Origin of the sequence: Rhizobium sp. BK602, assembly GCF_014195095.1 — a bacterium.
Lineage (GTDB): Bacteria > Pseudomonadota > Alphaproteobacteria > Rhizobiales > Rhizobiaceae > Rhizobium.
The window spans coordinates 457,502-483,894 of record NZ_JACIBC010000003.1; the positions used below are offsets into that span (position 1 = coordinate 457,502).

At 61.1% G+C, this 26,393-nt stretch carries 24 protein-coding genes; 15 read left to right on the forward strand and 9 right to left on the reverse strand.

The features are described from left to right. Positions 1-37 precede the first annotated feature (37 nt). From FHX11_RS12485 to htpG, 3 genes are read right to left on the reverse strand one after another with little or no spacing between them, the layout of a single operon-like run. Positions 38-289: a hypothetical protein gene (locus tag FHX11_RS12485; protein ID WP_184357941.1), complete on the reverse strand. Its 252-nt coding sequence runs from the start codon at positions 287-289 to the stop codon at positions 38-40. Next, positions 261-620 carry a hypothetical protein gene (locus FHX11_RS12490; RefSeq protein ID WP_184358219.1) on the reverse strand — a complete coding sequence of 120 codons (360 nt, stop codon included), beginning with the start codon at positions 618-620 and terminating at the stop codon, positions 261-263. Before FHX11_RS12490 ends, FHX11_RS12485 begins: the two co-directional genes overlap by 29 nt. 35 nt (positions 621-655) lie before the next feature. After that, a complete protein-coding gene (gene htpG / locus FHX11_RS12495) occupies positions 656-2,548 on the reverse strand; it encodes a molecular chaperone HtpG (protein ID WP_184357942.1) in 1,893 nt (630 codons plus the stop codon). Positions 2,549-2,823: 275 nt separating this feature from the next. Between htpG and FHX11_RS12500 the strand changes: the two genes are divergently transcribed. The 6 genes from FHX11_RS12500 (at position 2,824) to FHX11_RS12525 (ending at position 13,148) form a co-directional block, all read left to right on the forward strand. After that, complete coding sequence (locus FHX11_RS12500; protein ID WP_184357943.1) at positions 2,824-3,498, forward strand: ATP-dependent Clp protease proteolytic subunit; 675 nt, start codon at positions 2,824-2,826, stop codon at positions 3,496-3,498. Between the two features lie 725 nt (positions 3,499-4,223). Beyond that, positions 4,224-10,460, forward strand: coding sequence for a putative Ig domain-containing protein (locus FHX11_RS12505; protein ID WP_184357944.1), 6,237 nt, complete (start codon positions 4,224-4,226; stop codon positions 10,458-10,460). Between the two features lie 443 nt (positions 10,461-10,903). Continuing rightward, the gene (locus FHX11_RS12510; RefSeq protein WP_184357945.1) at positions 10,904-11,434 is read left to right on the forward strand and encodes a tail fiber protein; all 531 of its coding nucleotides are present in this window, start codon (positions 10,904-10,906) and stop codon (positions 11,432-11,434) included. A gap of 36 nt (positions 11,435-11,470) precedes the next feature. Beyond that, positions 11,471-12,001 carry a tail fiber protein gene (locus tag FHX11_RS12515; protein WP_184357946.1) on the forward strand — a complete coding sequence of 177 codons (531 nt, stop codon included), beginning with the start codon at positions 11,471-11,473 and terminating at the stop codon, positions 11,999-12,001. A 29-nt stretch (positions 12,002-12,030) separates the two neighbouring features. Continuing rightward, complete coding sequence (locus tag FHX11_RS12520) at positions 12,031-12,564, forward strand: tail fiber protein (RefSeq protein WP_184357947.1); 534 nt, start codon at positions 12,031-12,033, stop codon at positions 12,562-12,564. Beyond that, complete coding sequence (locus FHX11_RS12525; RefSeq protein ID WP_184357948.1) at positions 12,564-13,148, forward strand: N-acetyltransferase; 585 nt, start codon at positions 12,564-12,566, stop codon at positions 13,146-13,148. The genes FHX11_RS12520 and FHX11_RS12525 overlap by 1 nt, the downstream gene beginning before the upstream one ends. Here the strand turns inward: FHX11_RS12525 and FHX11_RS12530 are convergent. Further along, positions 13,141-13,434, reverse strand: coding sequence for a hypothetical protein (locus tag FHX11_RS12530; RefSeq protein WP_184357949.1), 294 nt, complete (start codon positions 13,432-13,434; stop codon positions 13,141-13,143). The genes FHX11_RS12525 and FHX11_RS12530 overlap by 8 nt on opposite strands. A gap of 47 nt (positions 13,435-13,481) precedes the next feature. After that, on the reverse strand, positions 13,482-13,700 hold the full coding sequence (locus FHX11_RS12535; protein WP_184357950.1) for a hypothetical protein: 219 nt from the start codon (positions 13,698-13,700) through the stop codon (positions 13,482-13,484). A 9-nt stretch (positions 13,701-13,709) separates the two neighbouring features. Here FHX11_RS12535 and FHX11_RS12540 point away from each other — a divergent pair, with 9 nt between their 5' ends. The 6 genes from FHX11_RS12540 to FHX11_RS12565 all read left to right on the forward strand — a co-directional run bounded on the left by FHX11_RS12540 (position 13,710) and on the right by FHX11_RS12565 (position 19,347). Next, the gene (locus FHX11_RS12540) at positions 13,710-14,297 is read left to right on the forward strand and encodes an ANTAR domain-containing response regulator (protein WP_184357951.1); all 588 of its coding nucleotides are present in this window, start codon (positions 13,710-13,712) and stop codon (positions 14,295-14,297) included. A gap of 40 nt (positions 14,298-14,337) precedes the next feature. Then, positions 14,338-15,618, forward strand: a complete 1,281-nt coding sequence (locus FHX11_RS12545; RefSeq protein WP_184357952.1) for a CmpA/NrtA family ABC transporter substrate-binding protein — start codon at positions 14,338-14,340, stop codon at positions 15,616-15,618. Between the two features lie 366 nt (positions 15,619-15,984). Continuing rightward, positions 15,985-17,283, forward strand: coding sequence for a CmpA/NrtA family ABC transporter substrate-binding protein (locus FHX11_RS12550; RefSeq protein WP_184357953.1), 1,299 nt, complete (start codon positions 15,985-15,987; stop codon positions 17,281-17,283). Positions 17,284-17,348: 65 nt separating this feature from the next. Continuing rightward, the gene (ntrB, locus tag FHX11_RS12555) at positions 17,349-18,242 is read left to right on the forward strand and encodes a nitrate ABC transporter permease (RefSeq protein ID WP_184357954.1); all 894 of its coding nucleotides are present in this window, start codon (positions 17,349-17,351) and stop codon (positions 18,240-18,242) included. A gap of 10 nt (positions 18,243-18,252) precedes the next feature. Continuing rightward, positions 18,253-19,050, forward strand: coding sequence for an ABC transporter ATP-binding protein (locus tag FHX11_RS12560; RefSeq protein WP_184357955.1), 798 nt, complete (start codon positions 18,253-18,255; stop codon positions 19,048-19,050). A 123-nt stretch (positions 19,051-19,173) separates the two neighbouring features. Next, complete coding sequence (locus FHX11_RS12565) at positions 19,174-19,347, forward strand: hypothetical protein (protein WP_184357956.1); 174 nt, start codon at positions 19,174-19,176, stop codon at positions 19,345-19,347. Positions 19,348-19,515: 168 nt separating this feature from the next. Here the strand turns inward: FHX11_RS12565 and FHX11_RS12570 are convergent, their stop codons facing one another. Beyond that, positions 19,516-20,349 (reverse strand): alpha/beta hydrolase, encoded by an 834-nt coding sequence (locus FHX11_RS12570; protein ID WP_210292442.1) that lies wholly within the window; start codon positions 20,347-20,349, stop codon positions 19,516-19,518. Positions 20,350-20,636: 287 nt separating this feature from the next. On the opposite strand from FHX11_RS12570, the gene FHX11_RS12575 reads away from it, so the two are divergent. Then, positions 20,637-21,068 carry a MarR family transcriptional regulator gene (locus FHX11_RS12575; protein ID WP_184357958.1) on the forward strand — a complete coding sequence of 144 codons (432 nt, stop codon included), beginning with the start codon at positions 20,637-20,639 and terminating at the stop codon, positions 21,066-21,068. Between the two features lie 39 nt (positions 21,069-21,107). Here FHX11_RS12575 and FHX11_RS12580 read toward each other — a convergent pair whose 3' ends face one another. Both FHX11_RS12580 and FHX11_RS12585 read right to left on the reverse strand, forming a co-directional pair. Then, positions 21,108-22,073 (reverse strand): alpha/beta hydrolase, encoded by a 966-nt coding sequence (locus FHX11_RS12580; RefSeq protein ID WP_246780972.1) that lies wholly within the window; start codon positions 22,071-22,073, stop codon positions 21,108-21,110. 194 nt (positions 22,074-22,267) lie between these two features. Continuing rightward, positions 22,268-22,951 carry a DJ-1/PfpI family protein gene (locus FHX11_RS12585; RefSeq protein ID WP_184357960.1) on the reverse strand — a complete coding sequence of 228 codons (684 nt, stop codon included), beginning with the start codon at positions 22,949-22,951 and terminating at the stop codon, positions 22,268-22,270. 85 nt (positions 22,952-23,036) lie between these two features. On the opposite strand from FHX11_RS12585, the gene FHX11_RS12590 reads away from it, so the two are divergent. After that, positions 23,037-23,987: a helix-turn-helix domain-containing protein gene (locus FHX11_RS12590; protein ID WP_184357961.1), complete on the forward strand. Its 951-nt coding sequence runs from the start codon at positions 23,037-23,039 to the stop codon at positions 23,985-23,987. 183 nt (positions 23,988-24,170) lie between these two features. Further along, the gene (locus FHX11_RS12595; protein ID WP_184357962.1) at positions 24,171-24,608 is read left to right on the forward strand and encodes a hypothetical protein; all 438 of its coding nucleotides are present in this window, start codon (positions 24,171-24,173) and stop codon (positions 24,606-24,608) included. 107 nt (positions 24,609-24,715) lie between these two features. Here the strand turns inward: FHX11_RS12595 and FHX11_RS12600 are convergent, their stop codons facing one another. Then, entirely contained in the window at positions 24,716-26,377 is a 1,662-nt protein-coding gene (locus tag FHX11_RS12600) for an FAD-binding dehydrogenase (RefSeq protein WP_184357963.1), read from the reverse strand. Between the last annotated feature and the right edge of the window lie 16 nt (positions 26,378-26,393).

Genomic DNA, 26,393 nt, shown 5'->3' on the forward strand with positions numbered 1-26,393 from the left:
CCCCGAAGACCACGCGCATGAGTGCAAAAGCAGCAGGCTATGCCGGCTCGCCCTCATCCCTGCATGGCCGCGCCTTTGCGCCGGTCTCGCTCGCCAGGATGGCAAGCTGCCGCTCGTCGTGGATGCCTTGCCGATACAGCTCGATGATCATCGCCGCTGCGCGCGCCGCCGCCGCGCTATCCTTGCGAATATTCAACGCAACCAGAAGGGCATCAAAAGCGCGCTGACAAACATCCAGATCCAGTGAATCCAAGGGACGGTCATGCTTGCTGAGATATCTCCGGATCATCGCGTTTCCTCTCCTTCCGCAGCGCGATTGGCATATTATAATGATAAGATATTTGGTGCCGGACGAGACAGCGCAAGGGCACCGGAACGGTCGATATATCGAAAACGATATCAGCGCCGTTTTTTCTGGTATTTTTCGCGGCGGAAGATCGATCGGCTGATCGAACCTCACGGCGACCCTTGAAAAACCGGAAGCGAGCCATCGGAAAATCGAGGTATCTTTGGCCGAAGGCCGCATCGACATCAGGCAGGAGAGGATGTCTATCAGCCGGTTTGGAATAGATATTCGGGATCGGCGCCGCCGCAATGATGTCGCGACGGCGCCGATCCATTGATATTCAATCGGTTGCGCTTGGAAACCAACCCGTTACTGCAATGCCTTTTCCATCAGCCTTGCCAGCCGCTCGGCAAAGGCGCGCGGATCGGCCGGCTTGTCGCCATCCAGAACACGCGCCTGATCGAGCAGCAGAAATGCCGCATCATCGCGCAGCGCCGGCTGATCGCCCCTGGCCGCAATCGCCTTGACCACCGGATGGTCGCCGTTGATCTCCAGGATCGGCTTTGCGCCCGCCTCGAGGCGGCCGGCGCCCTGCAGGATCTTTTCGAGCTGACGGTCATAGCCCTGCTCCGGCGCGACGAGGCAGACGGCGCTTTCGATCAGGCGATCGGATGCGCGCACGTCGGAAACCTGATCCGCAAGCTTTTCCCTGGCGAAGTCGATGAAAGCCTGAACCTCGGCGGGCGCCTTCTCGTCCGTGGCCTCCTTGTCCTTCTCCGGCTTGGCAAACTGGGCGAGATCCGCGGAACCCTGGGTGATCGACTTCAGGGCCTTGCCCTCGAATTCCGGGGCGTTGGTCACCCAGAAGCTATCGACGGAATCGGTGAGCAACAGAACCTCGATGCCGCGGGCGCGAAATCCTTCGAGCTGCGGCGAGGCGTTCAGCTGCTCCAGGCTGTTGCCGGCGAGATAGTAGATCGATTGCTGGCCTTCCTTCATGTCCTTGACGTAGTCGGAAAGGGATCGGTAGCCGTCGCCGGATACGGTCGTGCGGAAGCGCGACAGCGCCATCAGCTGGCTGCGCCGCTCGAAATCCTCGTAAATGCCTTCCTTGATCAGGCTGCCGAAGTTTTCCCAGAGCTTGAGGAAGGCATCCTTGTCACTCTCGGCCAGCTTCTCGATGGCGGTGATGATCCTGTTGGTGACACCCTTGCGGATCGCCGAAAGGATCGGGCTTTCCTGGATCATCTCGCGCGAGACGTTCAGCGGCAGATCGGCGGTGTCGACGAGGCCGCGCACGAAACGGAGATAGCGCGGCAGCAACTCCGCCTCGTCAGTGATGAAGACGCGCTTCACGTAGAGCTTCATGCGGCCTTTTCGATCCGGATCGAAGAGATCGAACGGCTGCGAACCGGGCACGAAGGCCAGCGCGGAATATTCGTGACGGCCCTCGGCGCGGAAATGCACCGTCAGCGCCGGCTCGTCGTATTGGCCCGAAATACCTCGATAGAAATCGGTATATTCCTCGCTGCTGATATCGTTCTTCGATTTGGTCCAGAGCGCGCTGCCATCGGTCAGTTGCACCGCTTCAGCGCCGAGTTTCTCGGCGATCCTGATCGGCACCGGAACATGGCCCGACTGCTCCTTGACGATGCGCTCGACGCTCCAGCGCGATGCGTAGCTCTTGGCATCCTCCATCAGATGCAGCGTGATGCGCGTGCCGCGCGCCGGAGCCTCGCTGACATCGATGGGCGCGATGCTGTATCCGCCCTTGCCGTCGGAGGACCAGAGCCAGGCATCCTCTGCGCCGGCGCGGCGGGAGACGACATCCACCCTGTCGGCAACCATGAAGCAGGAATAGAAGCCGACGCCGAACTGGCCGATGAGCTGCGCGCCCTCGCCCTGTTTGTTGGCCTCGACGCGCTCCATGAAGGCGCGGGTGCCGGAACGCGCGATCGTTCCGAGAGCTTCGATCATCTCGTCGCGGCTCATGCCGATGCCGTTGTCCTCGACGATAAGCCGGTTGCCCTCCTCGTCGAGCGTCAGCAGGATACGGCTGTCGGGATCGTTCGCCAGAAGGGCCGGCGTGGCGATGGCCTCGTATCGCAGCTTTTCGCAGGCATCGGCGGCGTTCGAAATCAGCTCTCTTAGGAAAACATCCTTATCCGAATAAACCGAATGAACCATCATATGCAGAAGGCGGGCGACGTCGGCCTCGAAGACGTGGCTTTCGGCGGAGTTCTCTGCGGTGGTGGTCGTCATAGGCGTCTAGTCTCCTGGGAATGTTGAAAGTCGCGCCGAAGAGGTGGCGGATGAAGATCGAAATTTCAAGCCGAGATTGCTCTCAAGCAACGCTGTTTTTCGCGTGAGGCTGATGGTCGCTCCGTCATTGCGGAGAAGATTTTTCAAGTCGGGCGACGGGTTTCGTTCGCTCTCCCGTTCAAGCAGCAAAATCGGAAATGAGACCCGAGGGGCAAGGCTCACCAAGGCTGAGCGGCCTCCTGTCGCAATGATCACCCATTCAAGGAGCGCCTGAGATGCCGACAATAGTGAAGCGCCGCGATGTCTGCCTGGGTTTGTCTGCATTGGCGACCGGCATGTTCAAGCCCAAATTCGCTGCTGCTCAGGAGAAGGAAAACCCGACAAGCAACTCGACGGCCTATCTGTATTTCTCACAGCAGATTAACGACAAATCCACACTCGAACTTACCGGCGGATTGATAAACTTACGATCCAGGGGATACAAGACGATATACTTGATGATCAACTCGATAGGCGGCGATATTGCATCGGCCATTTCCTTGTATCACATGCTGCGCGACATGGATGTAACGATTAACACCTATGCCATTTCCAATGTTGAATCGGCAGCAATTCTTCTGTTCCTCGCCGGAAAGGAACGGGTGGCGAACAAAGAATCCCTTTTTGCATTTCACTCCGGCGAAGAGAGCTTCAGCACTGAAAAGCTTACCTCCAATCAAATCAACGAGAGATATAGCGCCCTTACAATCGATGATGATCGGATGAAGGACATATTCAAAGAGCGGCTTTCTATCAGCGACAAGCAATATGACGAGCTATTGGGTTCTCAACTTCGATTTGTAAAGGCGCCGGAAGCGTTGAGCATCGGCCTGGCGACACGGATCGATGAGGTCAGCATGCAACCGCATGACGGCCTTTATTTCGTTCAGTCCCCCAACAACAGCAAGTAGGTCGCGCCCGCCGGCCGCGTTCAGCGACACCTGGTTCGGTCGCCGAGCGAATGCGACCAGTTCGGCCACTTCGGACGGCTCGACCATTTCGCCGATCGGGATGTCTGCAACCATGATTGCCGCCATTGGCATATCCCTCTCTCAGCCGATTTTTATCGACGTTCCTGCCATTGAGGGCTTGAGGGTCGCGTGAGATTTTCGACGTGTCGGTCTCGCGGCTGATCAAGTTTGCGATGAGATCGCGCACGTCCTTGCTCGGACTGATTCCACCCGGCAGGCCTGTCCCTTTGTCAAAGACCTCGCCTGCCGAAGCATATGCAATCCGCATTGTTGCTAATCTACAACATATAATTGAAATAGTGATTGCGAATGCATCAATCCTGAGAATTCTCACGAATAGAAAATTGCCTTTCGAGGTTCTTCCGATAGTAGTGTTATCGAGTTGAGGGGCGCCGGCCATAAAGCGGCGGACAAGTGCGAGAGCAACCTCCCGCTGTATGGCAGTGGGGCGAGCTCGGTCTTTTCTTTGAGTTGGGCAAATGAAGAGCGACACGCAACCGGACACCGGATCTGCCGGAAGAGAGCCTTTGCTTGGGGGCGAAGGTTTTATCTCGCGAAATCACCTATCCGGAATTCGGACGCGTTGTATAACGCGGATGGCGGGAGCGGCATTTAAAGTAACCACAAGATCAATGGCCGCCGTCGCGCGTGCTCCGACGTTCCTGTTGAAGATAGCGCTCCTTGTTACGCTATTCTGCATCGGCCTTTCGCTGGCAACCCCGGGCACGGCTTATGCTGCCTGCACGACCTTCAACTTCCCCGATTCCCATACGGTGCCGTCGACAAGCCCGATGACATCCGGCGGGTCACTGAATGTCACCATCGGCACTGAATGCGATCCTGTTGGCCTTAATCCGCTTAATGATCCAAACGCGACCTCTCCCCAGCATGGCTCGATAACGAACTACAACTCCGCTGCCGGAACGTTCACCTATACGAACAATGGCGACGGAGCCACCAGCGACAGTTTCACCCTGGTGGATGCGAGCGCAAATCCTTTCACCGTCAACATTGCCATTGCGTCAGCCGTGGCGGCACCCGTGGCCGGTTCGGTCAGTGCAATGGTTGGCTATGGCAGCAGTTCAAATGCGATCACGCTGAATCTGTCGGGGGGAGCGGCGACCTCGGTAGCTGTTGGGACCCAAGCCTCTCACGGAACCGCCACGGCGAGCGGTACTTCCATCACCTATACGCCGAACGCAAGCTATGCCGGTCCGGACAGTTTCACCTATACCGCGACCAATGCCGGGGGCACCTCCGCACCGGCGACAGTCACCATAACCGTCAGCGCGCCGACGATCTCGCTCAGCCCATCGACACTGGCATCCGGCGCTATCGCGACCGCCTATAGCGATACCGTCAGCGCCACCGGCGGCAGTAGCCCCTACACCTATGCGATCGCCGCCGGCTCTCTTCCCCCTGGCTTGAGCCTGTCGACGACGACCGGCGCGATTTCCGGTACGCCGACGGGGGCAGGCACGTACAACTTTACCATCACCGCAACCGACAGCTCGACGGGTACTGGGCCATTTACCAGTTCAAGGGCATACAGCATAACGGTTGCCGCGCCGACGATCTCGGTGAGCCCGTCCTCCTTGTCGGCGGGCGTGGTCGGAACCGCTTACAGCCAGACCATCACGGCATCGGGCGGCACCAGTTCCTATAGTTTCGCGGTCACCGCCGGCGCTCTTCCCGCGGGCTTGACGCTTTCATCGGGAGGCGCGCTTTCCGGTACGCCGACGGCGGGTGGTAACTTCAACTTCACCGTCACCGCGACGGATAGTTCGACAGGAACCGGTGCGCCATTCTCCGGGTCCAGATCCTACGCGCTGACCATTACGGCACCGACGATCACGGTAGCGCCGACGACACTTCCGTCGGCGACCGTTGCCGCCGCCTACAGCCAGACCGTGACGGCATCCGGCGGCACCAGTTCCTATAGTTTTGCGGTCACCGCCGGCGCCCTCCCCGCCGGCCTTACGCTGTCTTCGAGCGGCGCTCTGACGGGTACGCCGACGGCAGGAGGCACATTCAATTTCACCGTCACCGCAACCGACAGTTCGACCGGAACCGGACCATTCACCGGTTCGCGGGCTTACAGTTTGAGCGTTTCCGCACCGACGATCGCGCTTGCCCCTTCCTCTCTGCCGTCCGGAACGGCGGGGACGGCCTATAGCCAGACCATCACGGCTTCGGGCGGCATCGCTTCCTACACCTATGCGCTTGCGGCCGGCACCCTACCAACCGGCCTGGCGTTTTCCTCAAGCGGTATTCTGTCCGGGACACCGACGGCCGCCGGCACGTTCAACTTCACGATCACCGCGACAGACAGCTCGACGGGTTCGGGACCGTTCACCGGCTCGCAGGCCTACAGTGTCACGATTTCCGCGCCGACGATCACCGTCGCACCCGCAACGCTGCCGTCCGGCACGGCCGGAACAGCCTATAGCCAGACCATCACGGCTTCGGGCGGCACCAGTCCCTATAGCTATAGCCTGTCGGCTGGCTCCCTTCCGGTCGGCGTCTCCTTTTCCTCCGCCGGCGTGCTTTCCGGGACACCGACCACGGCCGGAACCTTTAATTTCACGGTCACCGCGACGGACGGTAACTCCTTTACCGGCTCCAGAGCCTATAGCCTGACCATCGACGCGCCGACGATCACCGTCGCGCCTGCAACGCTGCCGGCGGGCACGGCCGGAACCGCCTATAGCCAGACCATCACGGCTTCGGGCGGCACCGGCTCCTATAGCTATAGCCTGTCGGCTGGCTCCCTTCCGGTCGGCGTCTCCTTTTCCTCCGCCGGCGTGCTTTCCGGGACACCGACCACAGCCGGAACCTTCAATTTCACGGTCACCGCGACGGACGGTAACTCCTTTACCGGCTCCAGGGCCTATAGCCTGACTATCGGGGCACCGACGATCACGATCGCGCCGACTTCGATCGCCTCCGGTACAGCCGGCGCCGCCTATAGCGAGACCCTCACGGCCTCGGGCGGCACGGGCTCCTACAGCTATTCGCTGACGGCGGGCGCCCTTCCGCCTGGCGTCGCGCTTTCCTCCACCGGGGTACTCTCCGGGACGCCGACTGCGGGCGGAACCTTCAATTTCACCGTCACGGCGACGGACAGTCTCTCGTTTACTGGCTCTCAGGCCTACGCACTGGCGATTGCGGCATCGACGATCACCATCGCGCCGACCACGCTGCCGGCTGGGACCGTTGCCGCCGCCTATAGCCAGACGATCACCGCGTCCGGCGGCACCAGCACCTATTCCTATGCAATCACCGCAGGCGCTCTTCCGCCCGGCCTCGCCCTGTCGTCGGCCGGCGCGCTCTCCGGCACGCCGACGGCGTCCGGCACATTCAACTTCACCATCACCGCCACCGACAGCTCGACCGGAACCGGACCATACACGGGATCGCGCGCTTATAGCGTGGCGGTCGGCACCCAGCCGCCCATCGCGGGCAATGTCGCAGCAACCGTCGCCGCCAGCTCGTCGAACAATCCCATCACCCTCAACATTACCGGCGGAACTCCGACCTCGGTTGCAGTCGGCACGCAAGCAAGCCACGGGACGGCCACCGCATCGGGATTGTCCATCACCTATACGCCAACGGCAGGCTATAGCGGGCCGGACAGTTTCACCTATACCGCCACCAACGCCTCCGGCACCTCCGCACCAGCGACGGTCAGCGTAACGGTTTCCGCCTCGACGATCTCGATTGCGCCGGCAACCCTTCCCTCCGTCGCGCTGAACAGTTCCTACAGCCAGAGCATTACGGCCTCCGGGGGCACGGCACCTTACAATTTCTCTATTACCGCAGGCGCCCTCCCGGCCGGTCTGGCGCTATCGCCGGCCGGCATCCTCGCGGGCACGCCGACGGCGTCCGGCACATTCAACTTTACCGTCACCGCGACGGACAGCTCGACGGGGACGGGACCATTCAGCGGCTCCAGAGCCTATAGTCTGACCGTGATTGCCAACCCGCCGGTCGCGGGAAATGTCACGGCGACGGTTGCGGCCAACTCGTCGAACAATCCCATCACCCTCAACATCACCGGCGGGGCCGCTACCTCGGTCGCGGTCGGCACGCCGGCAAGCCACGGGACGGCAAGCGCGGCAGGCACGTCGATCACCTATACGCCGACCCCCGGTTATAGCGGTGCGGACAGTTTCACCTATACCGCCACCAATGCCGACGGCACATCGGCGCCAGCGACGGTCAGCCTTACGGTTTCCGCGCCGACGATCTCTCTCAGCCCGTCCTCTCTGCCGGCCGGCACGACCGGAGCCGCCTATAGCCAGACCGTTACGGCTTCGGGTGGCACCAGCCCCTATAGCTACGCGATCACGGCGGGCGCACTCCCTGCCGGTCTCACCCTGTCATCCTCAGGCACGCTTTCGGGGACGCCGATCTCGGGCGGAACCTTCAATTTCACCGTCACGGCAACGGATAGCTCGACCGGAACGGGCGCCCCGTTCACCGCTTCCAGGGCCTACGCACTGGCGATTGCGGCACCGACGATCACCATCGCGCCGACCACGCTGCCGGCTGGGACCGTTGCCGCCGCCTATAGCCAGACGATCACCGCGTCCGGCGGCACCAGCACCTATTCCTATGCAATCACCGCAGGCGCTCTTCCGCCCGGCCTCGCCCTGTCGTCGGCCGGCGCGCTCTCCGGCACGCCGACGGCATCCGGCACATTCAACTTCACCGTCACCGCCACCGACAGCTCGACCGGAACCGGGCCATACACGGGATCGCGCGCCTATAGCGTGGCGGTCGGCGCCCAGCCTCCCATCGCGGGCAATGTCGCGGCAACCGTCGCCGCCAGCTCGTCGAACAATCCCATCACCCTCAACATCACCGGCGGAACACCGACCTCGATCGCAGTCGGCACGCAAGCAAGCCACGGGACGGCCACCGCATCGGGATTGTCGATCACCTATACACCGACGGCAGGCTACAGCGGACCGGACAGCTTCACCTATACCGCCACCAACGCCTCCGGCACCTCCACACCTGCGACCGTGGCCATTACGATCAGTCCGCCGACGCTGTCGTTCTCGCCGGCAAGCGGCGCCTTGCCGGCCGGCATGGTCAATACGGCCTATAATCGGACCGTGACCGCTTCGGGCGGCACCGGCCCCTATAATTACGGCATCACCGGCACGCTGCCACCAGGGCTGGCACTCAACCACTCGACGGGCGCGATCACAGGAACGCCCACGACGGCGGGCAATTACAGCTTCTCCATCACCGCGACCGACGCCAACGGCGCCAGCAACTCGGCCGCCTATACGATCGCGATCGCGCCGCCGCCGACCACCTTCGTGTTCACGCCTGCCGGCGGCGCCTTGCCCGAGGCGATGGCGGGCGAAGCCTACAGCCAGCAAATCTCCGCAACCGGCGGCACCGGCACGAAGATCTATAGCCTCGCCTCCGGCAGCCTGCCGGGCGGCCTTGTGCTCAATATTTCGACCGGCCAGCTGACCGGCCCGCTGTCGGCGGGCACGGAAGGCAGCTACAGCTTTACGATCGAGGTGCGCGACGGCAACGGCGCAACCGGAACCGCGTCCTATACGCTGCAGGTCAAGAACCGCTCCATCACCGTCCAGGATCAGGTCGTCAACGTGCCGGCGGGATCGGCGCCCGTCGACGTCTACCTCAATCGCGGCGCGACGGGCGGTCCGTTTACCTCTGCCATCCTTGCATTTGTGGAGCCCGCCAATGCCGGCACCGCGACGATCATCAGGGGCCAACTGGCTCAGGCAGGCCCTGCCACGGCCCCGGCCGGCTGGTATCTGCACTATACGCTGAACCCGGCCTATTCCGGCCAGGTGCGTGTCGGCTTCAGGCTCGTCAGCGCGCTCGGAACCTCGAACATCGGCACGATCACCTATAATGTCAGCTATGACGCCGGCAAGGTCGCCGAGGATATCGACAGGCTGGTGCATGACTTCGTGCAGTCCCGGCAGAACATGATCGCCAATACGATCGAGGTGCCGGGACTTCTGCAACGCCGGCAGATGCAGAAGGCGACCGATCCCATCACGGCACGCATGATGCCGTCGGAACAGGGAATGACGCTCGGCTTCTCCACCAGCCTTTCGCAAATGCGCGCGGCCGGCGGCGATCCGGACGCAGCTTCGGCTCCTTTCAACGTCTGGATCGACGGCGCGTTCCTCGCCCATAACGACAAGAACAGGGACGACGGCACCCGCAAGTGGGGTAGCTTCGCCATGATCAGCATGGGCGCGGATTATCTGCTCACGGACAAGGCGCTGGTCGGTCTTTCCTTCCATTATGACCGCATGACCGATCCGACCGACGAAGATGCGGAGCTGACCGGCAATGGCTGGCTTGCCGGGCCCTATGCCTCCCTGGAGATCGGCAAGGGCGTGTTCTGGAACGGCAGCCTGCGCTACGGCGGCTCGAACAACACCATCGACACCCAGTTCTGGGATGGCACGTTCAAGACGACGCGCTGGATGGCGGATACCTCGATCGAGGGAGAATGGTATCTCGATGAGGTAACGACGCTCTCGCCCAAACTGCGCGCGATCTATTTCTCGGAAAAGGTCGACGATTACACTGTCAAGAATAGCTCCGGCGATGCGATCGCTATCGACGGGTTCGACGAGGACCAGTTCCGCGTCAGCCTGGGTGCGGAAATCGCCCGCTCCTTCGTGCTGGAGAACGGCACCAAGCTGACGCCGAAGCTCGGGCTTACCGGCGGCTTTTCCGGGATCGACGGATCGGGCGCTTTCGGTGCGGTCAAAGCCGGGCTGAGCATGCAGACCACGAACTTCTGGATGCTCGACACCAGCATCCTCTTCAACATCGAAGGTGACGGCGAGAAATCCGTCGGCGCCAAGGTCGCCGCGTCGAAGAAGTTTTAGACGATGCCCCGGAGCATCGCCGGACCGTGCGAGAACTGTAAATCGAAGTGTGCACGTACGTAGAGATTTTCCAGTTTGATCACAGTGGAGTATTGCGCCGAAGAAGCAATGGGCAGGCCCTCGTTGAACACACTATCCTCCCGCAGGCGGGCAATCAGCCGATCTGCGGGAGGGGTGGTTTCTTTTGGCCGTACAACCTGATCATGCCGAAGAGACGTGGAGAATTTTCGTCTCTGAACTTAAATTGCCGCTGTAATTTAAGTAATTGATAATTATTAGTTTTTCCATTCTCATTCCTCAATTTCCAACTCTTGGGTTTTTAAAAAATTGCGAGAATTTTCTCCAAATTTTTATACCTGAGATGGGCACTTTTGTTCTTGCGTTTAACGTCATGATTGAGTGATGATGATATTCAATATCAGTGAAATATGCAGGGGTATCGTATGTCGGAATTCTTTCTCGGCCAGATCATGCTTGCAGGTTTTTCGTTTGCACCCAAGGGCTTTGCCCTGTGCAACGGTCAGATCCTTCCCATTAGCCAGTACCAGGCCTTGTTCTCATTATTGGGCACTGTTTACGGTGGAAATGGACAGACGACGTTCGTCTTGCCCAATATGCAGAGCCGCACACCGGTGGGATTTGGACCGTCCAACGATCCCGCGTGGCAGCCTACGCCTTACGAGATTGGTGAAACTGGCGGCGTTGAAAACGTGACCTTGCTCGCGCAAGAATTGCCTCAGCACACCCATCTGGCCAACGGAACGACGAGCAACGGCACTGTGCGCAGCCCGAGCAATGCGCTCTATGGAACCAACAGCGCCAATATCTACGGCGCGTCCAGCGGCGAGCAGGTGGTGCTGTCGAGCCAGACTGTAACACCAGCCGGCAATGGCCAGCCCCATTACAATATGCAGCCTTACGACGTGATCAATTTTTGCATTGCGCTGACGGGAATCTATCCCTCCCGCGGCTGATCATCTGTTATCAACCTGTTGCTCGGAGGATCGACGATGAGCGCTCCCTTTGTCGGAGAAATCCGGCTTTTTGGCTTCTCCCGAGTGCCCTACGGGTGGTTGCCCTGTAACAATTCCCTGCAGCCCATTTCCCAATATGTCGAGTTGTTCACGCTGATCGGGACGACCTATGGCGGCGATGGGGAAAACACTTTCGCGACCCCCAATCTTTCCGGACGCGTGCCGATACATCAGGGCACCGGACAGGGCTTGTCGACCTATATCATCGGTCAATCCGCCGGCAGCGAGAACATCACGCTTCTGCCCACGCAAATGCCATCACACACGCACCCGTATCTTGTCACCAGCGGCACCGCGGACACCCCATCCGTAAGCGCGTCGGTCGAGCTCGCCGCGCTGACCGGAGATACGATGTATGCCACGGATATAACCGGCGCCACCCCGATCGGAACATCGCAGACGGCGACGCAGGTAACCGGATCGACGGTGATGCATGACAATACGATGCCGACACAGACGGTGCAGTATTGCATTGCATATGCCGGTATCTTTCCCACACAGAGCTGAACAGCGCCTCATTCATCAGGGATATTGCTATGACAGAACCTTTTCTCGGCGAGATCCAACTCTTCGCTTTCAATTTTGCTCCCGTTGGCTGGGCGTCGTGCAGCGGCACAATGCTCCCGATCCAGCAGAGCTCAGCGCTTTTTTCCCTGCTTGGCATCCAGTATGGCGGCAACGGTACGACCAACTTCCAGCTGCCCAACTTTGTCAACCGTGCGGGCTGCAACCAGGGACAGGGTGTAGGTCTGACGCCGCGCACCATCGGCGCAACCTTCGGCAGCAACGACATTACGCTGACGCAGGCGGAAATGCCGGCGCACACGCATTCCCTAACCATCTATAATCAAGGCGATACATCCAAGCGCGCCGCCTCGCCCAGTACCGGCGATGCATTGAGCCTGCCGAATTCGAGCACACCGTTTCTTCCCAATGCCCAGCCGAACGCCCAGTTTGCACCGAACGTCATCGGCATCGGCGGCGGAAGCCAACCACATGAAAACCGCCAGCCTTATCTAGCCGTCAACTTCTGCATCGCGTTGAGCGGCGCATATCCAGCATTCGGTTGATGACCGGCGTGATCGCAGATCCGCTACCCGAATTCCCCGGAGGAACCGGCCATAGCCGGCTTGATGTCTCCCCGTGCATCCTTCGTCCCGCAAGGTTGGACGACCTGTCGTTTCTGCGCGAACTTTATCGTTCGTTCCGCGAGGATGAACTGGTCCTGATACCGTGGTCGCGAGAAGACAAGCAGGCATTTCTGGACCAGCAATTCAACCTTCAGCATCGCTATTACATTGCCGCCTTCCCACGGACAGACTTCCTGATCATCGAGAAGGACCGCACCCCCATCGGCCGCCTTTACATCAATCTCAGCGCGGACATCTGGCATATTATCGATATCGGCCTTCTGACCGAATGGCGTGGTCAGGGCCTGGGCTCCGCGATACTGGAAGCCATTCAAGATGCGGCAATGACAGAAAAGAGCCTGGGCGTCATCCTGCATGTCGACCGAAACAACCGGCGTGCCTACGAGCTTTATCGGGCCTTGGGATTCACGGTGGTTGAAACCGGCGATACTCACATACGCATGGAATGGCGCACGCGCGCGCTCCTGCCGAAACCGACGCGCGAACCGTCAAATATCAATTGAAGACCGCCTGATAGATGATCCCGCCCTTGTCCCTGGCGACGGGCACGAGGAAAATGTCGAGAATTCCCAATGTGGCGTTCTTCAGCCTGTAAATCTGCTGCGGCAACAGAACTTTCGTCTCGCTCCGAAACAGCAATGAAAACGGCGCCCGCATCATTCCCTTGAAGCCCCGTTCCGGCAGGGGGCGCGCCTCGGTCAGCGTAAAGACAAGGGATCCGGCCCCCATGTCGATTTCGAACCCCTCCCCGACACAGCGGGCGAAATGATCCAGCGTTACAATCGACATGCCAACCCCATTGTTTGTTCACGTCCTGATTGAAGTCTATCAAGAGTTTAGAGAGAAACAAGCAGTTCTCCTTCGGAAGCCTCGCCTTCCGTTGGGCTGCGCCGGCGAAGCACGGGGATATGCCCGTATTCCACCGCGTGAACAGGCGACCGATGATCGTCGAAAGAGCGAGGATATCCGATGGTCGATTTGAGCACTTTTTGGGCAAAACCATGTCCGCCTAAAATTTTGGCGAACGACTTGCCCGTTTTGCTGCGTTGCGTCATAAAGACGGCATGAGCCGTCTGGATCTGACCATTCTTGTGATCGACGAAAACACGATCCGCGCCTCGATCATCGAAGAGGGGCTGCGGGACGCGGGCCATACGCGCGTGACCGTCATCCACGAGGTTCACGGCGTGGCGCGCACCATCGAAACGCTGCGGCCGGACGTCATCATCATCGATATCGAAAACCCGAATCGCGACATGATGGAACACTTGTTTCAACTGACGCGCACGGTCGGGCGCCCCATCGCCATGTTCGTCGACCGCTCGGATACCGCCTCGATCGAGGCCGCAGTCGAAGCCGGCGTTTCGGCCTATATCGTCGATGGCCTGAAGAAGGAGCGAGTGAAGCCGATCCTGGATATGGCCGTCAGCCGCTTCAACGCCTTCAGCCGGCTGCAGCAGGAATTGGCCGAGGCCAAATCGGCGCTGGAGCAGCGCAAGATCATCGATCGCGCCAAAGGCATTCTCATGAAAATGCGCGGCCTGTCGGAGGAGGAGGCTTTCGCCCTGCTCCGGCAGACGGCGATGAACGAAAAGAAGAAGATTTCCGAAATCGCACAAAGCGTGGTGACCGCCGCGGGCCTGCTGATGTGAGGCCATCGCGCAACGAGGAAGATGTCCGGAGGAAACCGGAGTGGATATGATGATGAGCAGCAGTTTCGGCAGCAATCTGGCGTCGCCATCCCGCTTGAGCAGCGAGGGGCCACGGGTGCTGCGTGCGGGCTTCATCCCGCTTGTCGATGCCTCGGTCCTGATCGCGGCGGCGGAATTCGGTTTCGCGCAAAAGGAAGGCATCACGCTCGATCTCGTCAAGGATGTCTCCTGGGCCAATGTCCGCGACCGCCTCGCCTTCCGCCAGTTCGACATCGCCCACATGCTCTCGCCGATGCCGGTTGCCTCGATGCTGGGGCTGGGCTCGAACCCCTCGCCCACCATCACGCCCTTCTCGCTCGGCAGCGGCGGCAATGCCATCACCCTGTCGACGCGGCTTTTCGACCGGATGCGGACCGAAACGGGGCTTTCGGATCAGGCAAGCGCGCTGGAAAACGCCCAGGCGCTGGCGGCGGCGGTCAAACGGATGAAAGCCAGCGGCGAACCCTCGCCGACACTGGGCATGACCTATCCCTTCTCCTCCCACAATTACGAATTCCGCTATTGGCTCGCCGCCGGCGGCATCGACCCGGACCACGATGTCAAGCTGGTGGTCGTGCCGCCGCCGCTGACATCCGATGCGCTCGCTGCCGGCGCCATCGATGGTTTCTGCGTCGGCGCGCCGTGGAACATGGTGGCCTCGGAGCGAGGCGTCGGCCGCATCGTCGCCGCCAAGCAGGATATTTGGCCCTCGGCACCGGAAAAAGTCATCGGCATGCGGCCTGACTGGGCGGAAAGCCACCCTGAGACGGTCTCGCGCCTGATCGTCGCGCTCGATGCCGCCGCGCGCTGGTGCGACCGGGCGGACAACCACGATGCGCTTGCCGAGGCCCTGGCCGATCAGCGCTATATCGCCGCCCCAGTCAACATCATCCGTCATGTTCTGTCCGGCGAATTCAGCCTCGACGCGAAGGGCCATCGGCGGGTGATCGACCGCTATTTCAGCTTCCATGCCGGCTTCGCCAACTACCCGCGTCCCAGCCAGGCGCTCTGGATCTTCAGCCAGATGGTCCGCTGGGGGCAGAGCGCCTTGTCCGAGCAGAATGCTCAACTCGCCATGTCCGCCTATCGGCCCGACCTCTATCGGCTGGCGCTCGGCAACGATGCGGCACCCACCGATGCCGATATTCGCGTCGAAGGCGCTGGCGAAGACGACCGCTTCATGGATGGCCACATTTTCGATCCGGCTGACATGCCGGCCTATATCGCCGGATTTGCGGTCAAGGCGGAGATGTCGGCGACATCCGCAAGTGAGGATTTTTAGGAGCGTCGATGCGTGCGCTGCACAAAATCGACGCAGCACATAGCATCCAGACCCTCAAGCGCGCTCAAAATAGTTGCACAAAATGACAGAGCTCAAAAACTGAGCAGGCGCAAAAATCTGGAAATTATACCAGCAACTTCAATCACCTAGAAACAGCCAGAAGAACTGGCATGCTGTTTGCTTGGTACTAGCCGCCGCGATCAACGAAGATTGAGGCAAGTCGAGCGCGAGATATGCGCTCGCAAAAGACACCGACGTCGCAAGGTTTTTGCCCCGGAGAGATTTCCTCAATTCCGGGCCGCAGCAACCGAGCGGCGTTTTTTATTTCAAAAAATCCGTCACGCATCAGCAGAGGGGAACCTGCGCATGAACAAGATTTTGTCGGGTGGCGTTACGCGCCGCAGCCTATTGAAGACCTCAGCCACGGCAGCGCTTGTCGCCGCGGTCAAAACGGCTTTCCCCTCCGGTGCCTTCGCGGCCACGGCCGGACCGGAAGTATCCGGTGCCAAGCTCGGCTTCATCGCGCTCACCGATTCCGCGCCGCTGGTCATTGCCAAGGAAAAGGGCCTGTTTGCCAAACACGGCCTGCCCGATGTCGATGTCGCCAAGCAGGCCTCCTGGGGCGCGACGCGCGACAATCTCGTGCTCGGAGGTGCTGCCAACGGCATCGACGGCGCCCATATCCTGTCGCCGCTTCCCTACCTGATGCACACCGGCAAGGTTACCCAGAACAACCAGCCGGTGCCGATGGCGATCCTTGCGCGCCTCAATTACGACAGCCAGGCCATCTCGGTCGCCAAGGAATATGCCGAAACCGGCGTGCAACTGGACGCCTCGAAGCTGAAGGCCGCCTTCGATGCCAAGCGCGCGGCCGGCAAGGAGATCAAGGCCGCCATGACCTTCCCCGGCGGCACGCACGACCTCTGGATTCGCTATTGGCTCGCCGCCGGCGGCATCGACCCCGACAAGGATGTCTCCACCATCGTCGTTCCGCCGCCGCAGATGGTGGCGAACATGAAGGTCGGCAATATGGACGTCTTCTGTGTCGGCGAGCCCTGGAACGAGCAGCTCGTCAATCAGGGCATCGGCTTCACAGCCTGTACCACCGGCGAAATCTGGAAGGGCCATCCGGAAAAGGCACTCGGCATGCGCGCCGACTGGATCGAGAAGAACCCCAACGCCGCCAAGGCGCTGCTGATGGCCGTCATGGAAGCCCAGCAATGGTGCGACAGCATGGACAACAAGGAGGAGATGGCCACCATTCTCGGCAAGCGCCAATGGTTCAACGTGCCGCCCAAGGATATTCTCGGCCGCCTCAAGGGCGACATCAACTATGGCAACGGCCGTGAGGTCAAGGGAACCGATCTCTACATGAAATTCTGGAAGGGCGGGGTTTCCTATCCCTATCCGAGCCATGATGCCTGGTTCATCACCGAGAACATCCGCTGGGGCAAGTTCGCGCCGAATACCGACGTCAAGGCGCTGGTCGGCCAGGTGAACCGCCAGGATATCTGGCGCGAGGCCGCCAAGGATCTCGGCGTTGCCGCCGCCGACATCCCGGCTTCGACCTCGCGCGGCAAGGAAACCTTCTTCGACGGCAAGGTCTTCGACCCTGAAAACCCCTCGGCCTATCTCGCAAGTCTGTCGATCAAGGTGGCATCGTGAGCATGGCCGCCATGCCGGAAGCATCGTTCGACATCCGCGCCGCACAAGTCTTAAGGATCTGATTCATGTCTGCAGCAGCCCGCAAACAGGACATCACCGCCACAGCCGCGCCGCAAAACGAAAGTCGTGTCGTGACACTCACCACCCGCCCGGCCCGCCGCATCGATCTTCGCCGCGTCGCAGTGACGATCCTGCGCAGCGTGCTGCCGCCCCTCGTCGTGCTCGCAATCCTGCTTGGCGTCTGGCAGCTCCTCTGTGAGCAGCCGGGCGCCAGCCTGCCGCCGCCGTCGCAGGTCTGGCAGGAAAGCTATGACCTCATCGCCTATCCCTTCTTCGACAACGGTCCGCAGGATATCGGCCTTGCCTGGCGCGTGCTGGTCTCGCTCCAGCGCGTCGCCTACGGTTTCGGGCTTGCCGCCGTCATCGGCGTACTGATCGGCGCGGTCATCGGGCAATCGGTCTGGGCGATGCGCGGTCTCGACCCGATCTTCCAGGTGCTGCGCACCGTGCCGCCGCTCGCCTGGCTGCCCTTGTCGCTCGCCGCCTTCCAGAATTCCAATCCCTCGGCGATCTTCGTGATCTTCATCACCTCGATCTGGCCGGTCATCATCAACACCGCCGTCGGCGTGCGCAATATCCCGCAGGATTACCGCAACGTCGCTAAGGTGCTGCGGCTGAACCAGATCGAATTCTTCTTCCGCATCATGGTGCCGGCCGCCGCACCCTACATCTTTACGGGCCTGCGGATCGGTGCTGGCCTCTCCTGGCTCGCCATCGTCGCGGCGGAAATGCTGACCGGCGGCGTCGGCATTGGTTTCTTCATCTGGGATGCGTGGAACTCGTCGCGCCTGCCCGACATCATCGTGGCGCTGGCCTATATTGGCATCACCGGCTTCGTCCTCGACCGGCTGGTGGCAGCCATCGGCGCCTTCGTCACCCGCGGCACGGCCGGCAACTGAGGAGAGCATCATGAGCGCTTATCTGAAGCTCGATCACATCGACAAGCATTTCGATCGCGGCGGCCAACGGGCCGAGGTGCTGAAAGGCGTCGATCTCGCCATCAACAAGGGCGAGTTCGTCTCGATCATCGGCCATTCCGGCTGCGGCAAGTCCACCCTGCTCAACCTGATCGCCGGCCTGACGCCGGTCTCGGCTGGCGCGGTGCTTCTGGAAAACCGGGAGGTCAACGCGCCCGGCCCCGAGCGCGCCGTCGTCTTCCAGAACCACAGCCTGCTGCCCTGGCTGACGGTCTACGAGAACGTCAATCTCGCCGTCTCGAAGCTGTTCCGCGGCACGAAGACCAAGGCGGAGCGCCACGACTGGGTGATGCGCAATCTCGACCTCGTGCAGATGGCGCATGCCAAGGACAAGCGCCCCTCCGAGATATCCGGCGGCATGAAACAGCGCGTCGGCATTGCCCGGGCGCTCGCCATGGAGCCGAAGATCCTGCTGCTCGACGAGCCATTCGGCGCGCTTGATGCCCTGACGCGTGCGCATTTGCAGGACGCGGTCATGGAGATCCACGCCCGCCTCGGCAGCACCATGGTGATGATCACCCACGATGTCGACGAGGCCGTGCTTCTGTCCGACCGCATCGTGATGATGACCAACGGACCGGCCGCCTATATCGGCGACGTGCTGGAAGTTCCGATCGCCCGGCCGCGCAGCCGCCTGGAGCTCGCCTCCGACCGCACCTACCTCAAGTGTCGCGAAGCCGTGCTGAAGTTCCTCTACGAACGCCATCGCTTCGTCGAGGCAGCGGAGTAGGTCATCGCAACAGCTTATGAGCATCGGCAAGGCGCCGCGCGGGACTAGGTTCGCACGGCGCCGTCCTCGGCTTGACTATTCGCGTTCATTATGAGAACATATAGTGAACAAATGGAGGTATCCATGACGAATACGCAACAAGTCATCGAGCGTGCCATGACCTTTGTCGCAGTCTCCAAAGCCCTGCGGGAGCGCGAACAGCAACGGCTTGCCGCCTGGAAACGCCGCGTCGATATCAGCCGGCCGCTGCCGCCACTGCCTCGCGCCGTACAGCTCTCCCTCAAGCTCGATCGATGATTTCATCGCGATGCAAGCTGGCATGGCTATCTGGATGGACGGAAGATCAGAAGCAATGACAAGCCGCCGAACTGCGCCTCGACAGGCTGGTGCCGCCGACTGGATGTGTGGCGAGCGATAAAAGAGAACGCCTACCCGAAAGCAGGCGTTCCGATGTAACAAAATGCCTTATGCCTTTATAAATTCAAGGAGATCGGCGTTGATCACATCCGCATGGGTCGTCGCCATGCCATGCGGAAGACCCTTATAGACCTTCAGTGTGCCCTTCTTGAGCAGCTTGGCCGAAAGAAGCGCAGAATCCGCGATCGGCACGATCTGGTCGTCGTCGCCATGCATCACCAGCACCGGCACGTCGATCTTCTTCAGATCCTCGGTGAAGTCCGTTTCGGAAAAGGCCTTGATGCAATCATAATGCGCCTTGGCGCCACCCATCATGCCCTGGCGCCACCAATTGTCGATGACACCTTCCGAGACCGCGGCACCCGGACGATTGAAGCCGTAGAACGGACCAGCCGGAATATCGTGGAAGAATTGGGCGCGATTGGCGACCAGCGCCGTGCGGAAGCCGTCGAACACCTCGATCGGCAGACCCCCCGGATTCTTCTCGGACTTGACCATGATCGGCGGCACCGCACCGATCAGCACCGCCTTGGCGACGCGTCCATGACCGCCATATTGCGCGACATAGCGAGCGACTTCGCCGCCGCCGGTGGAGTGTCCGACGTGAATGGCATTCTTGAGATCGAGGTGCTCGGCCAAGGCCGCGACGTCGGCGGCATAGGTGTCCATCTCGTTGCCGGTCGCCGTCTGGCTCGAGCGGCCATGACCGCGGCGATCGTGTGCGATGACGCGGAAGCCCTTATGGAGGAAGAAAAGCATCTGCGCATCCCAGTCGTCGGAGCTCAGCGGCCAGCCGTGATGGAAAACGATCGGCTGTCCGGTGCCCCAATCCTTGTAGAAGATCTGGGTTCCGTCCTTGGTGGTAATCGTGCTGCTGCTCATGGTCGTATCCCTACCTTTCGAAGATTGCTTGGCGGAAGCTTGTGCAGGTTGAGTGAAGGGCATGACAGCCGCCGTGGCGGCCAGACCCAGTCCGGCCGTCATGACGCCCCGGCGGGTAGCTTGCTTGATCGGGTTACTCATTTCAATCTCCAATCATCTTATATCGCACGATTTATTATCGCGATATCTATATGCATAGGACCATTCCGATTGCCTGTCCATAAAAAACTTATCGCGATATCATTTTTTGTGATAAAAAGGCGCAGACAATAATTGGAAGGCAATTCATGCCGCTGCCCTTGGATAACCAGCTTTGTTTTTCGCTCTATGCGACAAGCATCGCCATCAACCGCGCCTACAAACCCATGCTGGACGCCATGGGCATTACCTATCCGCAATATCTGGTGCTATGCGCGTTGGGCGAAAGTGATGGGCTCACGATCGGCGCGATCGCGGAACGCCTGGCGCTTGAATCGAGCACGATTACGCCGCCGGCAAAACGCCTCGAGCAGGCCGGGCTCGTCGAGCGCCGGCGCGGCACCGTTGACGAGCGTCAAGTCCATGTCCGGCTCACGCCCGCCGGTCGCGCGCTGCTGGACGAGAGCAACTGTCTCGGCGAAACCCTGACGAAGCGGTCCGGCATGCCGCCGGAGCAGCTGCAAGCATTGAACCATCAGGTGCAGGCGCTTCGTGATGCCCTTGATATGGAAGAGATTTAGCCGGCTGTCTTGCCGGCCGGAAATGTCCGACGGAGATGGTTACTGTTGCGCGGGCTTATCGGCAAAATGCGAAATGGCAAATTCGGCCACCTTTGCATTCGATTTCCTCGCATCGTCGATCCAGAATGGAAATATCTGCCACTGATGAATCATGCCGGGCCAAACCTCGACACTAACGTCAACACCGGCGCGGCGCGCCTTGTCTTGCAGACGCAACGTATCGTCGAGCAGAGTTTCGCGCGCGCCGACCTGCATCAGCAGCGGCGGAAAGCCGGTCATATCGGCGTAAAGAGGCGATAGTGCCGGATCGACCGCCGACTTGCCGCCGGCATAGGCCTTGCGTATCAACTCTAGCTCCGCCTTGCCCATGAAAGGATCGCTCCCGGCATTGGCGATCACGGAGGGGCCTGTCGCGGAGAAGTCGGTCACTGGACTCATGGCGACAACCGCCGTCGGCAAGGGACCTTTCAGCCGCATCTGCCTGAGGACGACCTCGATCGCCAAGGTGCCGCCCACGGACTCTCCGGCGACCACCACATTCTCCGGCCGATATCCGGAGGCGAGCAGCCAGCGATATGCGGCCACGGCATCGTCGATCTGGGCCGGAAATCCATGTTCCGGCAGCAGACGATAGTCGATCAGCAAGACATCGGCCGATGCCGCCTTTGCGAGCGAGCCGGCGATATTGCGATGGGTCCTGAGCGAGCCGCTATAAAAGCCGCCGCCATGCAGATAAAGGATTGCCCGCTTGCCGATCGGATGGTGCAGCCGCGCCGGCCAGATCAGATCGGCCTCAACCCCATTCGCCGCGACATGGCGGATCTGGACGCGCGTCGGATCCGGCGTCGACGCCATCAACCTTTCGAAGGCGGCGCGTCGCTGACGCAGGTCCTGAACGCCATCGAAGGCTTGATGCAGCCTGCCGATCAGCGTCTCGGTCTGATCGTCCGGGGCCTTCGCCGGCGATGGGGGATCGAGTGCCTGCGCCGCCGATACCGACGGCATCAGAAAAACACCCACGGCAAACATTGCCACCAACAGTGTCGGGACGGAAAGAACGAAGCGAAATGACCGGCGCTCACGCACGCAATTTGCCTTTCTGCCGTGGAGACCGCCCGCAGTATTGCCGCGTTCGGTTGCAACTGCCAACAGCCTCCTGCGCCTTTAGGCCGGAATTATCACGCCAGTGGCAGCCGGCCTCACTCACTGCGACCCGCAACAAGACGCGCGATGATCGCCTCCCGTGCCGCGCGCGAACCGGAAAGGCGTTGCCTTGTTCTTGCAAGCACCTCCGCTGTCGCCTCCTGCGGCGTACCCGAGTGGAACGGCGGCGCGGGCGCGTATTCGAGCGACAGCTGAACCGTCTCCGCTTCCTCCTGCCCGATAAGGGCCGCAACCACGGCGAGGCCGAAATCGATGCCGGCGGTCACGCCGCCGGCCGTGATGAGATTGCCGTCGCGCACGATGCGGCCAGCAGTCGGAATGGCGCCGAAGCTCGCGAGAAAATCATGCGCATTCCAGTGCGTCGTCGCCTGTTTGTCTTTCAGCAGGCCGGCGGCGCCGAGAACGAGGGAGCCCGTGCAGACCGAGGTGACGAAGCGTGCTTGTACCGCCTGCCTGCGGACGAAGGACAATACGGTCTCATCCTCCAGCAATGCATTGACGCCGGCACCGCCCGGCACGCAGATGACGTCGAGCTCAGGGCAATCGTCAAAGGTGGTTGTCGGCTGCAGCATCAATTTCGTTGCCGAAACGATCGGCGCCTTGTCTTTCCAGATCAGATGAACCTCCGCGCCTTCCGTCGAGGCGAATATCTCGTAAGGGCCTGTGAGGTCGAGCTGCTGAACGCCGGGGAAGGTAAGAAGGCCGAAGCGGATCGTCATTTTGCGTCTCCCATGATTGACTTCGACAAGCTTACGCGATCACTCTCTGGCACATTTGCCAAAGTCCCCTCAATTTGAGCCAATCATGCGCCGCATCGAGATCCTCGCCTTCGAAAATGCCCAGCTGCTGGATGTGACAGGGCCGCTACAGGTCTTCACCAGCGCCAACGAGGCCGCGCTGGCGGCCGGCCTGCCGAAGCCCTATGAGGCGATCGTCGTTGCGGCGAGCGCGCAGACGAAAACCAACTCCGGCTTGGCACTCGCAACCACGCCGCTCCCCGAATGCGACGCTCCGGTCGATACGCTGATCGTTGCGGGCGGCTGGGGCGTCAACAAGGCATGCGACGATGCGTTCCTTGTCGACTGGGTGAGTCGGCGCGCGGCAAAGGCGCGGCGGACCGCTTCCGTCTGCAGCGGCGCCTTCCTGCTGGCCGAAGCCGGTCTCCTGACGGGAAAGCGCGCGGTGACGCACTGGCATCGCTGCGGCGAGTTCGCCAAACGCTTTCCGGATGTAAGGCTGGAGCCTGATCCAATTTTCGTTCGCGACGGCAACATTTGGAGTTCGGCCGGTGTGACCGCCGGTATCGATCTGACACTGGCGCTTGTCGAGGAGGATCTCGGCCGAAAACTGGCGCTCGCGGTTGCCCGCGAACTTGTGGTCTTTCTCAAGCGGCCGGGCGGGCAGGCCCAGTTCAGCACGATGCTGACCCTGCAGGAGGGCAGTGACCGCTTCGACCGCCTGCATGGCTGGATCATGGATAATCTGGGCGCGGATTTGTCACTGCCGGCCCTGGCCGATAAGGCGAACATGAGCATACGCAGCTTCTCGCGGCATTATCGCGAGGCTACCGGCCGCACGCCAGCCAGGGCCGTGGAGGATATTCGCATCGAGGCGGCGCGGCGCTTGCTCGAACAGGGCCTTTCGGTGAGCCAGGCGCGTATCCGCTGCGGTTTCGGCTCGGAAGAAACGCTCAGACGCAGCTTCCTCAAGACATTCGGCACGACGCCCCAGGCCTTTCGCGATCATTTCGCTTGAGACGCAAGGGCTCTCGCCCGCCGGAACGCGCAAAAGAGAAGACCGTTTCGCGGAGCGAGTTTTTTCTCCGCAACCGGGTTTGCGGACCAACGTGATTGGACATCCGAGCACTTTCGGATCACGATCATGCCGGGCTAGCATTGCATCGGAGGGGACCAACTATTGTCCAAATAGGAGGCCGAGATGAAGCAGCATGCACGCGATGATCTGCACAAAATTGCAAAAATCGACGAGAACTTCCTCGCTCCGACGATGTCGAGGCGTCAGCGGCTTGAGCGCTGGATAGAGCTTCTGGAGCGGGAGCCCCGACAGATTCTTTGCACTCTGCGTGAGACGGAGTTTCAAACGAGCAGAAGACGAGCGGCGATGCGCATGGACGGTTCGCCGATGTCCGTCGCCTATGCCGATCCGGTTCTGCGCGCCGCCGGCCTGGAGGACGACAGCTATGGCGCCGCCAAACGCTTCTTCGAACTGACGGACCACGAGCTGCACGGCGTCGTCTGCTACTGCCACTTCGGCGAAACGGTGAGCGCGGCCGCGGTGGCGCGATCCGTTCAGCCGCTGCTGGCGGAAAAGCCGCGAAGCCTATTGGCCCGCCTGCGCGGCCTGCTATCGGTATAATCGGCATCCGTGCCGCCGGTCCTTACCGAGGCGAAAGGTAGATCATCAACGGCACAAGGCAGTCCTTGGCTGCCTTGTCGCTTGAATGCGCCGTATCGCGGCAGGGATCAGCCTGCCTGCCGAGCCGCTGAACGACCCGCCGCACGTCCGGAAAAGAGGCAACCGCCCAGGAAAGTCCCCTCCAGGGCACGATAGCCATGCATGCCGCCGCCGCCGAACCCGGCCGCCTCTCCCGCCGCGTAAAGACCGGGAATGAGATTGCCCCGGCCGTCGAAAACCCGGGACTCCAGATCGGTTTCCAAGCCGCCCAGGGTCTTGCGGGTGAGGATATTCAGGCGCACCGCGATCAGAGGCCCGTGCTCTGGGTCCAGGATCGGATGCGGCTTGGCGGTACGCCCGATCCTGTCGCCCAGATAGCTGCGCGAGTTGTGAATACCCATGATCTGCGCATCCTTGGAAAAACGGTTGCCGATCTCGCGGTCACGGGCACTGATCTCCCGCTCTATCTTCTCAAGCGGCAAACGCTCCGATCCGGCAAGGCGGTTCATGCCGGCCACCAGATCCGGCAAGGTCTTCGCAACGACGAAATCCTCGCCATGCGCCTTGAAGGCCTCGACAGGACCGGGCGCGGTCTTGCCGAGAGCGCGGCGCACCACAAGCTTCCAGCTCTTGCCGGTGAAGTCCGGATTCTGCTCGGACCCGGAAAGGGCGAATTCCTTGCGGATGATGGCCTGGTTCAGGATGAACCAGCTATAGTCGTAGCCCGTGGCCATGATGTGCTGCAGGCTGGTGAGCGTATCGTAGCCGGGATAGTTGGGCTGCGGCAGCCTGTTGCCCTCAGCATCGAACCACATCGGTGATGGACCTGGAAGAATCCTGATCCCATGATTCGGCCAGATCGGCGACCAGTTCTTGAGGCCCTCGGTGTAATGCCACATGCGATCGCGGTTGATCAGCCGCGCGCCAGCCCGTTCGGAAATCTCGATCATCCTGCCATCGACGTGTTTGGGAACACCAGACACCATCGTCTTCGGCGGCGTGCCCAGCCTCTCCGGCCAGTTCCGGCGCACGAGGTCGAGATCACCGCCGATACCGCCCGAAGTGACGATGACAGCACTGGCGGATAGCTCAAATTCACCGACGACAGTACGGGAGGTTTCAACGCCCCTGCTCGCATCGCTCCACTCCAGAATGGCGCCGGCAACGCCCGTGACCGCGCCGTTGGTGACCTGGAGCCTGTCGACTCGATGCCGCCACAGAAAACGGATCAGGCCACGTGCCTCTGCCGCGCGAGCCCGCCGCTCGAAGGGCTCCACGACCCCCGGCCCGGTTCCCCATGTGATGTGAAAACGCGGGACGGAATTGCCGTGGGAGGTGGCGGACGCACCGCCACGCTCCGCCCATCCGACGATCGGAAAGAGACGATGCCCCATGGCGCGCAGCCAGCTTCGTTTTTCCCCGGCGGCGAAATCAACATAGGCTTCCGCCCAGCGCCGCGGCCAGAAATCCTCGGGGCGGTCGAAGCCCGCCGTGCCCTGCCAATCCTGCCAGGCGAGATCGCGCGAATCCTTGATGCCGAGCCGGCGCTGTTCGGGCGAATCGACCAGGAACAGGCCACCCAGCGACCAGAAGGCCTGCGCCCCGAGATTTTGCTCGGGCTCCTGATCCACGACAATGACCTTGCGGCCCGCATCCGCCAGCTCCGTCGCGGCAACGAGCCCCGACAGACCGGCACCGACGACGATGACATCGGCAGACAATTTCCCCATCGCTTCCTCCCAGAAC

Bases quoted from the DNA above. Each gene is read 5' to 3' on its own strand.
- FHX11_RS12590 (WP_184357961.1), top strand. From the start codon at position 23,037: ATGCGCCGCATCGAGATCCTCGCCTTCGAAAATGCCCAGCTGCTGGAT.
- FHX11_RS12560 (WP_184357955.1), top strand. From the start codon at position 18,253: ATGAGCGCTTATCTGAAGCTCGATCACATCGACAAGCATTTCGATCGC.
- FHX11_RS12550 (WP_184357953.1), top strand. From the start codon at position 15,985: ATGAACAAGATTTTGTCGGGTGGCGTTACGCGCCGCAGCCTATTGAAG.
- ntrB (WP_184357954.1), top strand. From the start codon at position 17,349: ATGTCTGCAGCAGCCCGCAAACAGGACATCACCGCCACAGCCGCGCCG.
- FHX11_RS12510 (WP_184357945.1), top strand. From the start codon at position 10,904: ATGTCGGAATTCTTTCTCGGCCAGATCATGCTTGCAGGTTTTTCGTTT.
- FHX11_RS12595 (WP_184357962.1), top strand. From the start codon at position 24,171: ATGAAGCAGCATGCACGCGATGATCTGCACAAAATTGCAAAAATCGAC.
- FHX11_RS12570 (WP_210292442.1), bottom strand. From the start codon at position 20,349: ATGAGCAGCAGCACGATTACCACCAAGGACGGAACCCAGATCTTCTAC.
- FHX11_RS12500 (WP_184357943.1), top strand. From the start codon at position 2,824: ATGCCGACAATAGTGAAGCGCCGCGATGTCTGCCTGGGTTTGTCTGCA.
- FHX11_RS12515 (WP_184357946.1), top strand. From the start codon at position 11,471: ATGAGCGCTCCCTTTGTCGGAGAAATCCGGCTTTTTGGCTTCTCCCGA.
- FHX11_RS12530 (WP_184357949.1), bottom strand. From the start codon at position 13,434: ATGTCGATTGTAACGCTGGATCATTTCGCCCGCTGTGTCGGGGAGGGG.
- FHX11_RS12580 (WP_246780972.1), bottom strand. From the start codon at position 22,073: ATGCCGTCGGTATCGGCGGCGCAGGCACTCGATCCCCCATCGCCGGCG.
- htpG (WP_184357942.1), bottom strand. From the start codon at position 2,548: ATGACGACCACCACCGCAGAGAACTCCGCCGAAAGCCACGTCTTCGAG.
- FHX11_RS12485 (WP_184357941.1), bottom strand. From the start codon at position 289: ATGATCCGGAGATATCTCAGCAAGCATGACCGTCCCTTGGATTCACTG.
- FHX11_RS12490 (WP_184358219.1), bottom strand. From the start codon at position 620: ATGGATCGGCGCCGTCGCGACATCATTGCGGCGGCGCCGATCCCGAAT.
- FHX11_RS12540 (WP_184357951.1), top strand. From the start codon at position 13,710: ATGAGCCGTCTGGATCTGACCATTCTTGTGATCGACGAAAACACGATC.
- FHX11_RS12520 (WP_184357947.1), top strand. From the start codon at position 12,031: ATGACAGAACCTTTTCTCGGCGAGATCCAACTCTTCGCTTTCAATTTT.
- FHX11_RS12535 (WP_184357950.1), bottom strand. From the start codon at position 13,700: ATGACGCAACGCAGCAAAACGGGCAAGTCGTTCGCCAAAATTTTAGGC.
- FHX11_RS12565 (WP_184357956.1), top strand. From the start codon at position 19,174: ATGACGAATACGCAACAAGTCATCGAGCGTGCCATGACCTTTGTCGCA.
- FHX11_RS12525 (WP_184357948.1), top strand. From the start codon at position 12,564: ATGACCGGCGTGATCGCAGATCCGCTACCCGAATTCCCCGGAGGAACC.
- FHX11_RS12600 (WP_184357963.1), bottom strand. From the start codon at position 26,377: ATGGGGAAATTGTCTGCCGATGTCATCGTCGTCGGTGCCGGTCTGTCG.
- FHX11_RS12585 (WP_184357960.1), bottom strand. From the start codon at position 22,951: ATGACGATCCGCTTCGGCCTTCTTACCTTCCCCGGCGTTCAGCAGCTC.
- FHX11_RS12575 (WP_184357958.1), top strand. From the start codon at position 20,637: ATGCCGCTGCCCTTGGATAACCAGCTTTGTTTTTCGCTCTATGCGACA.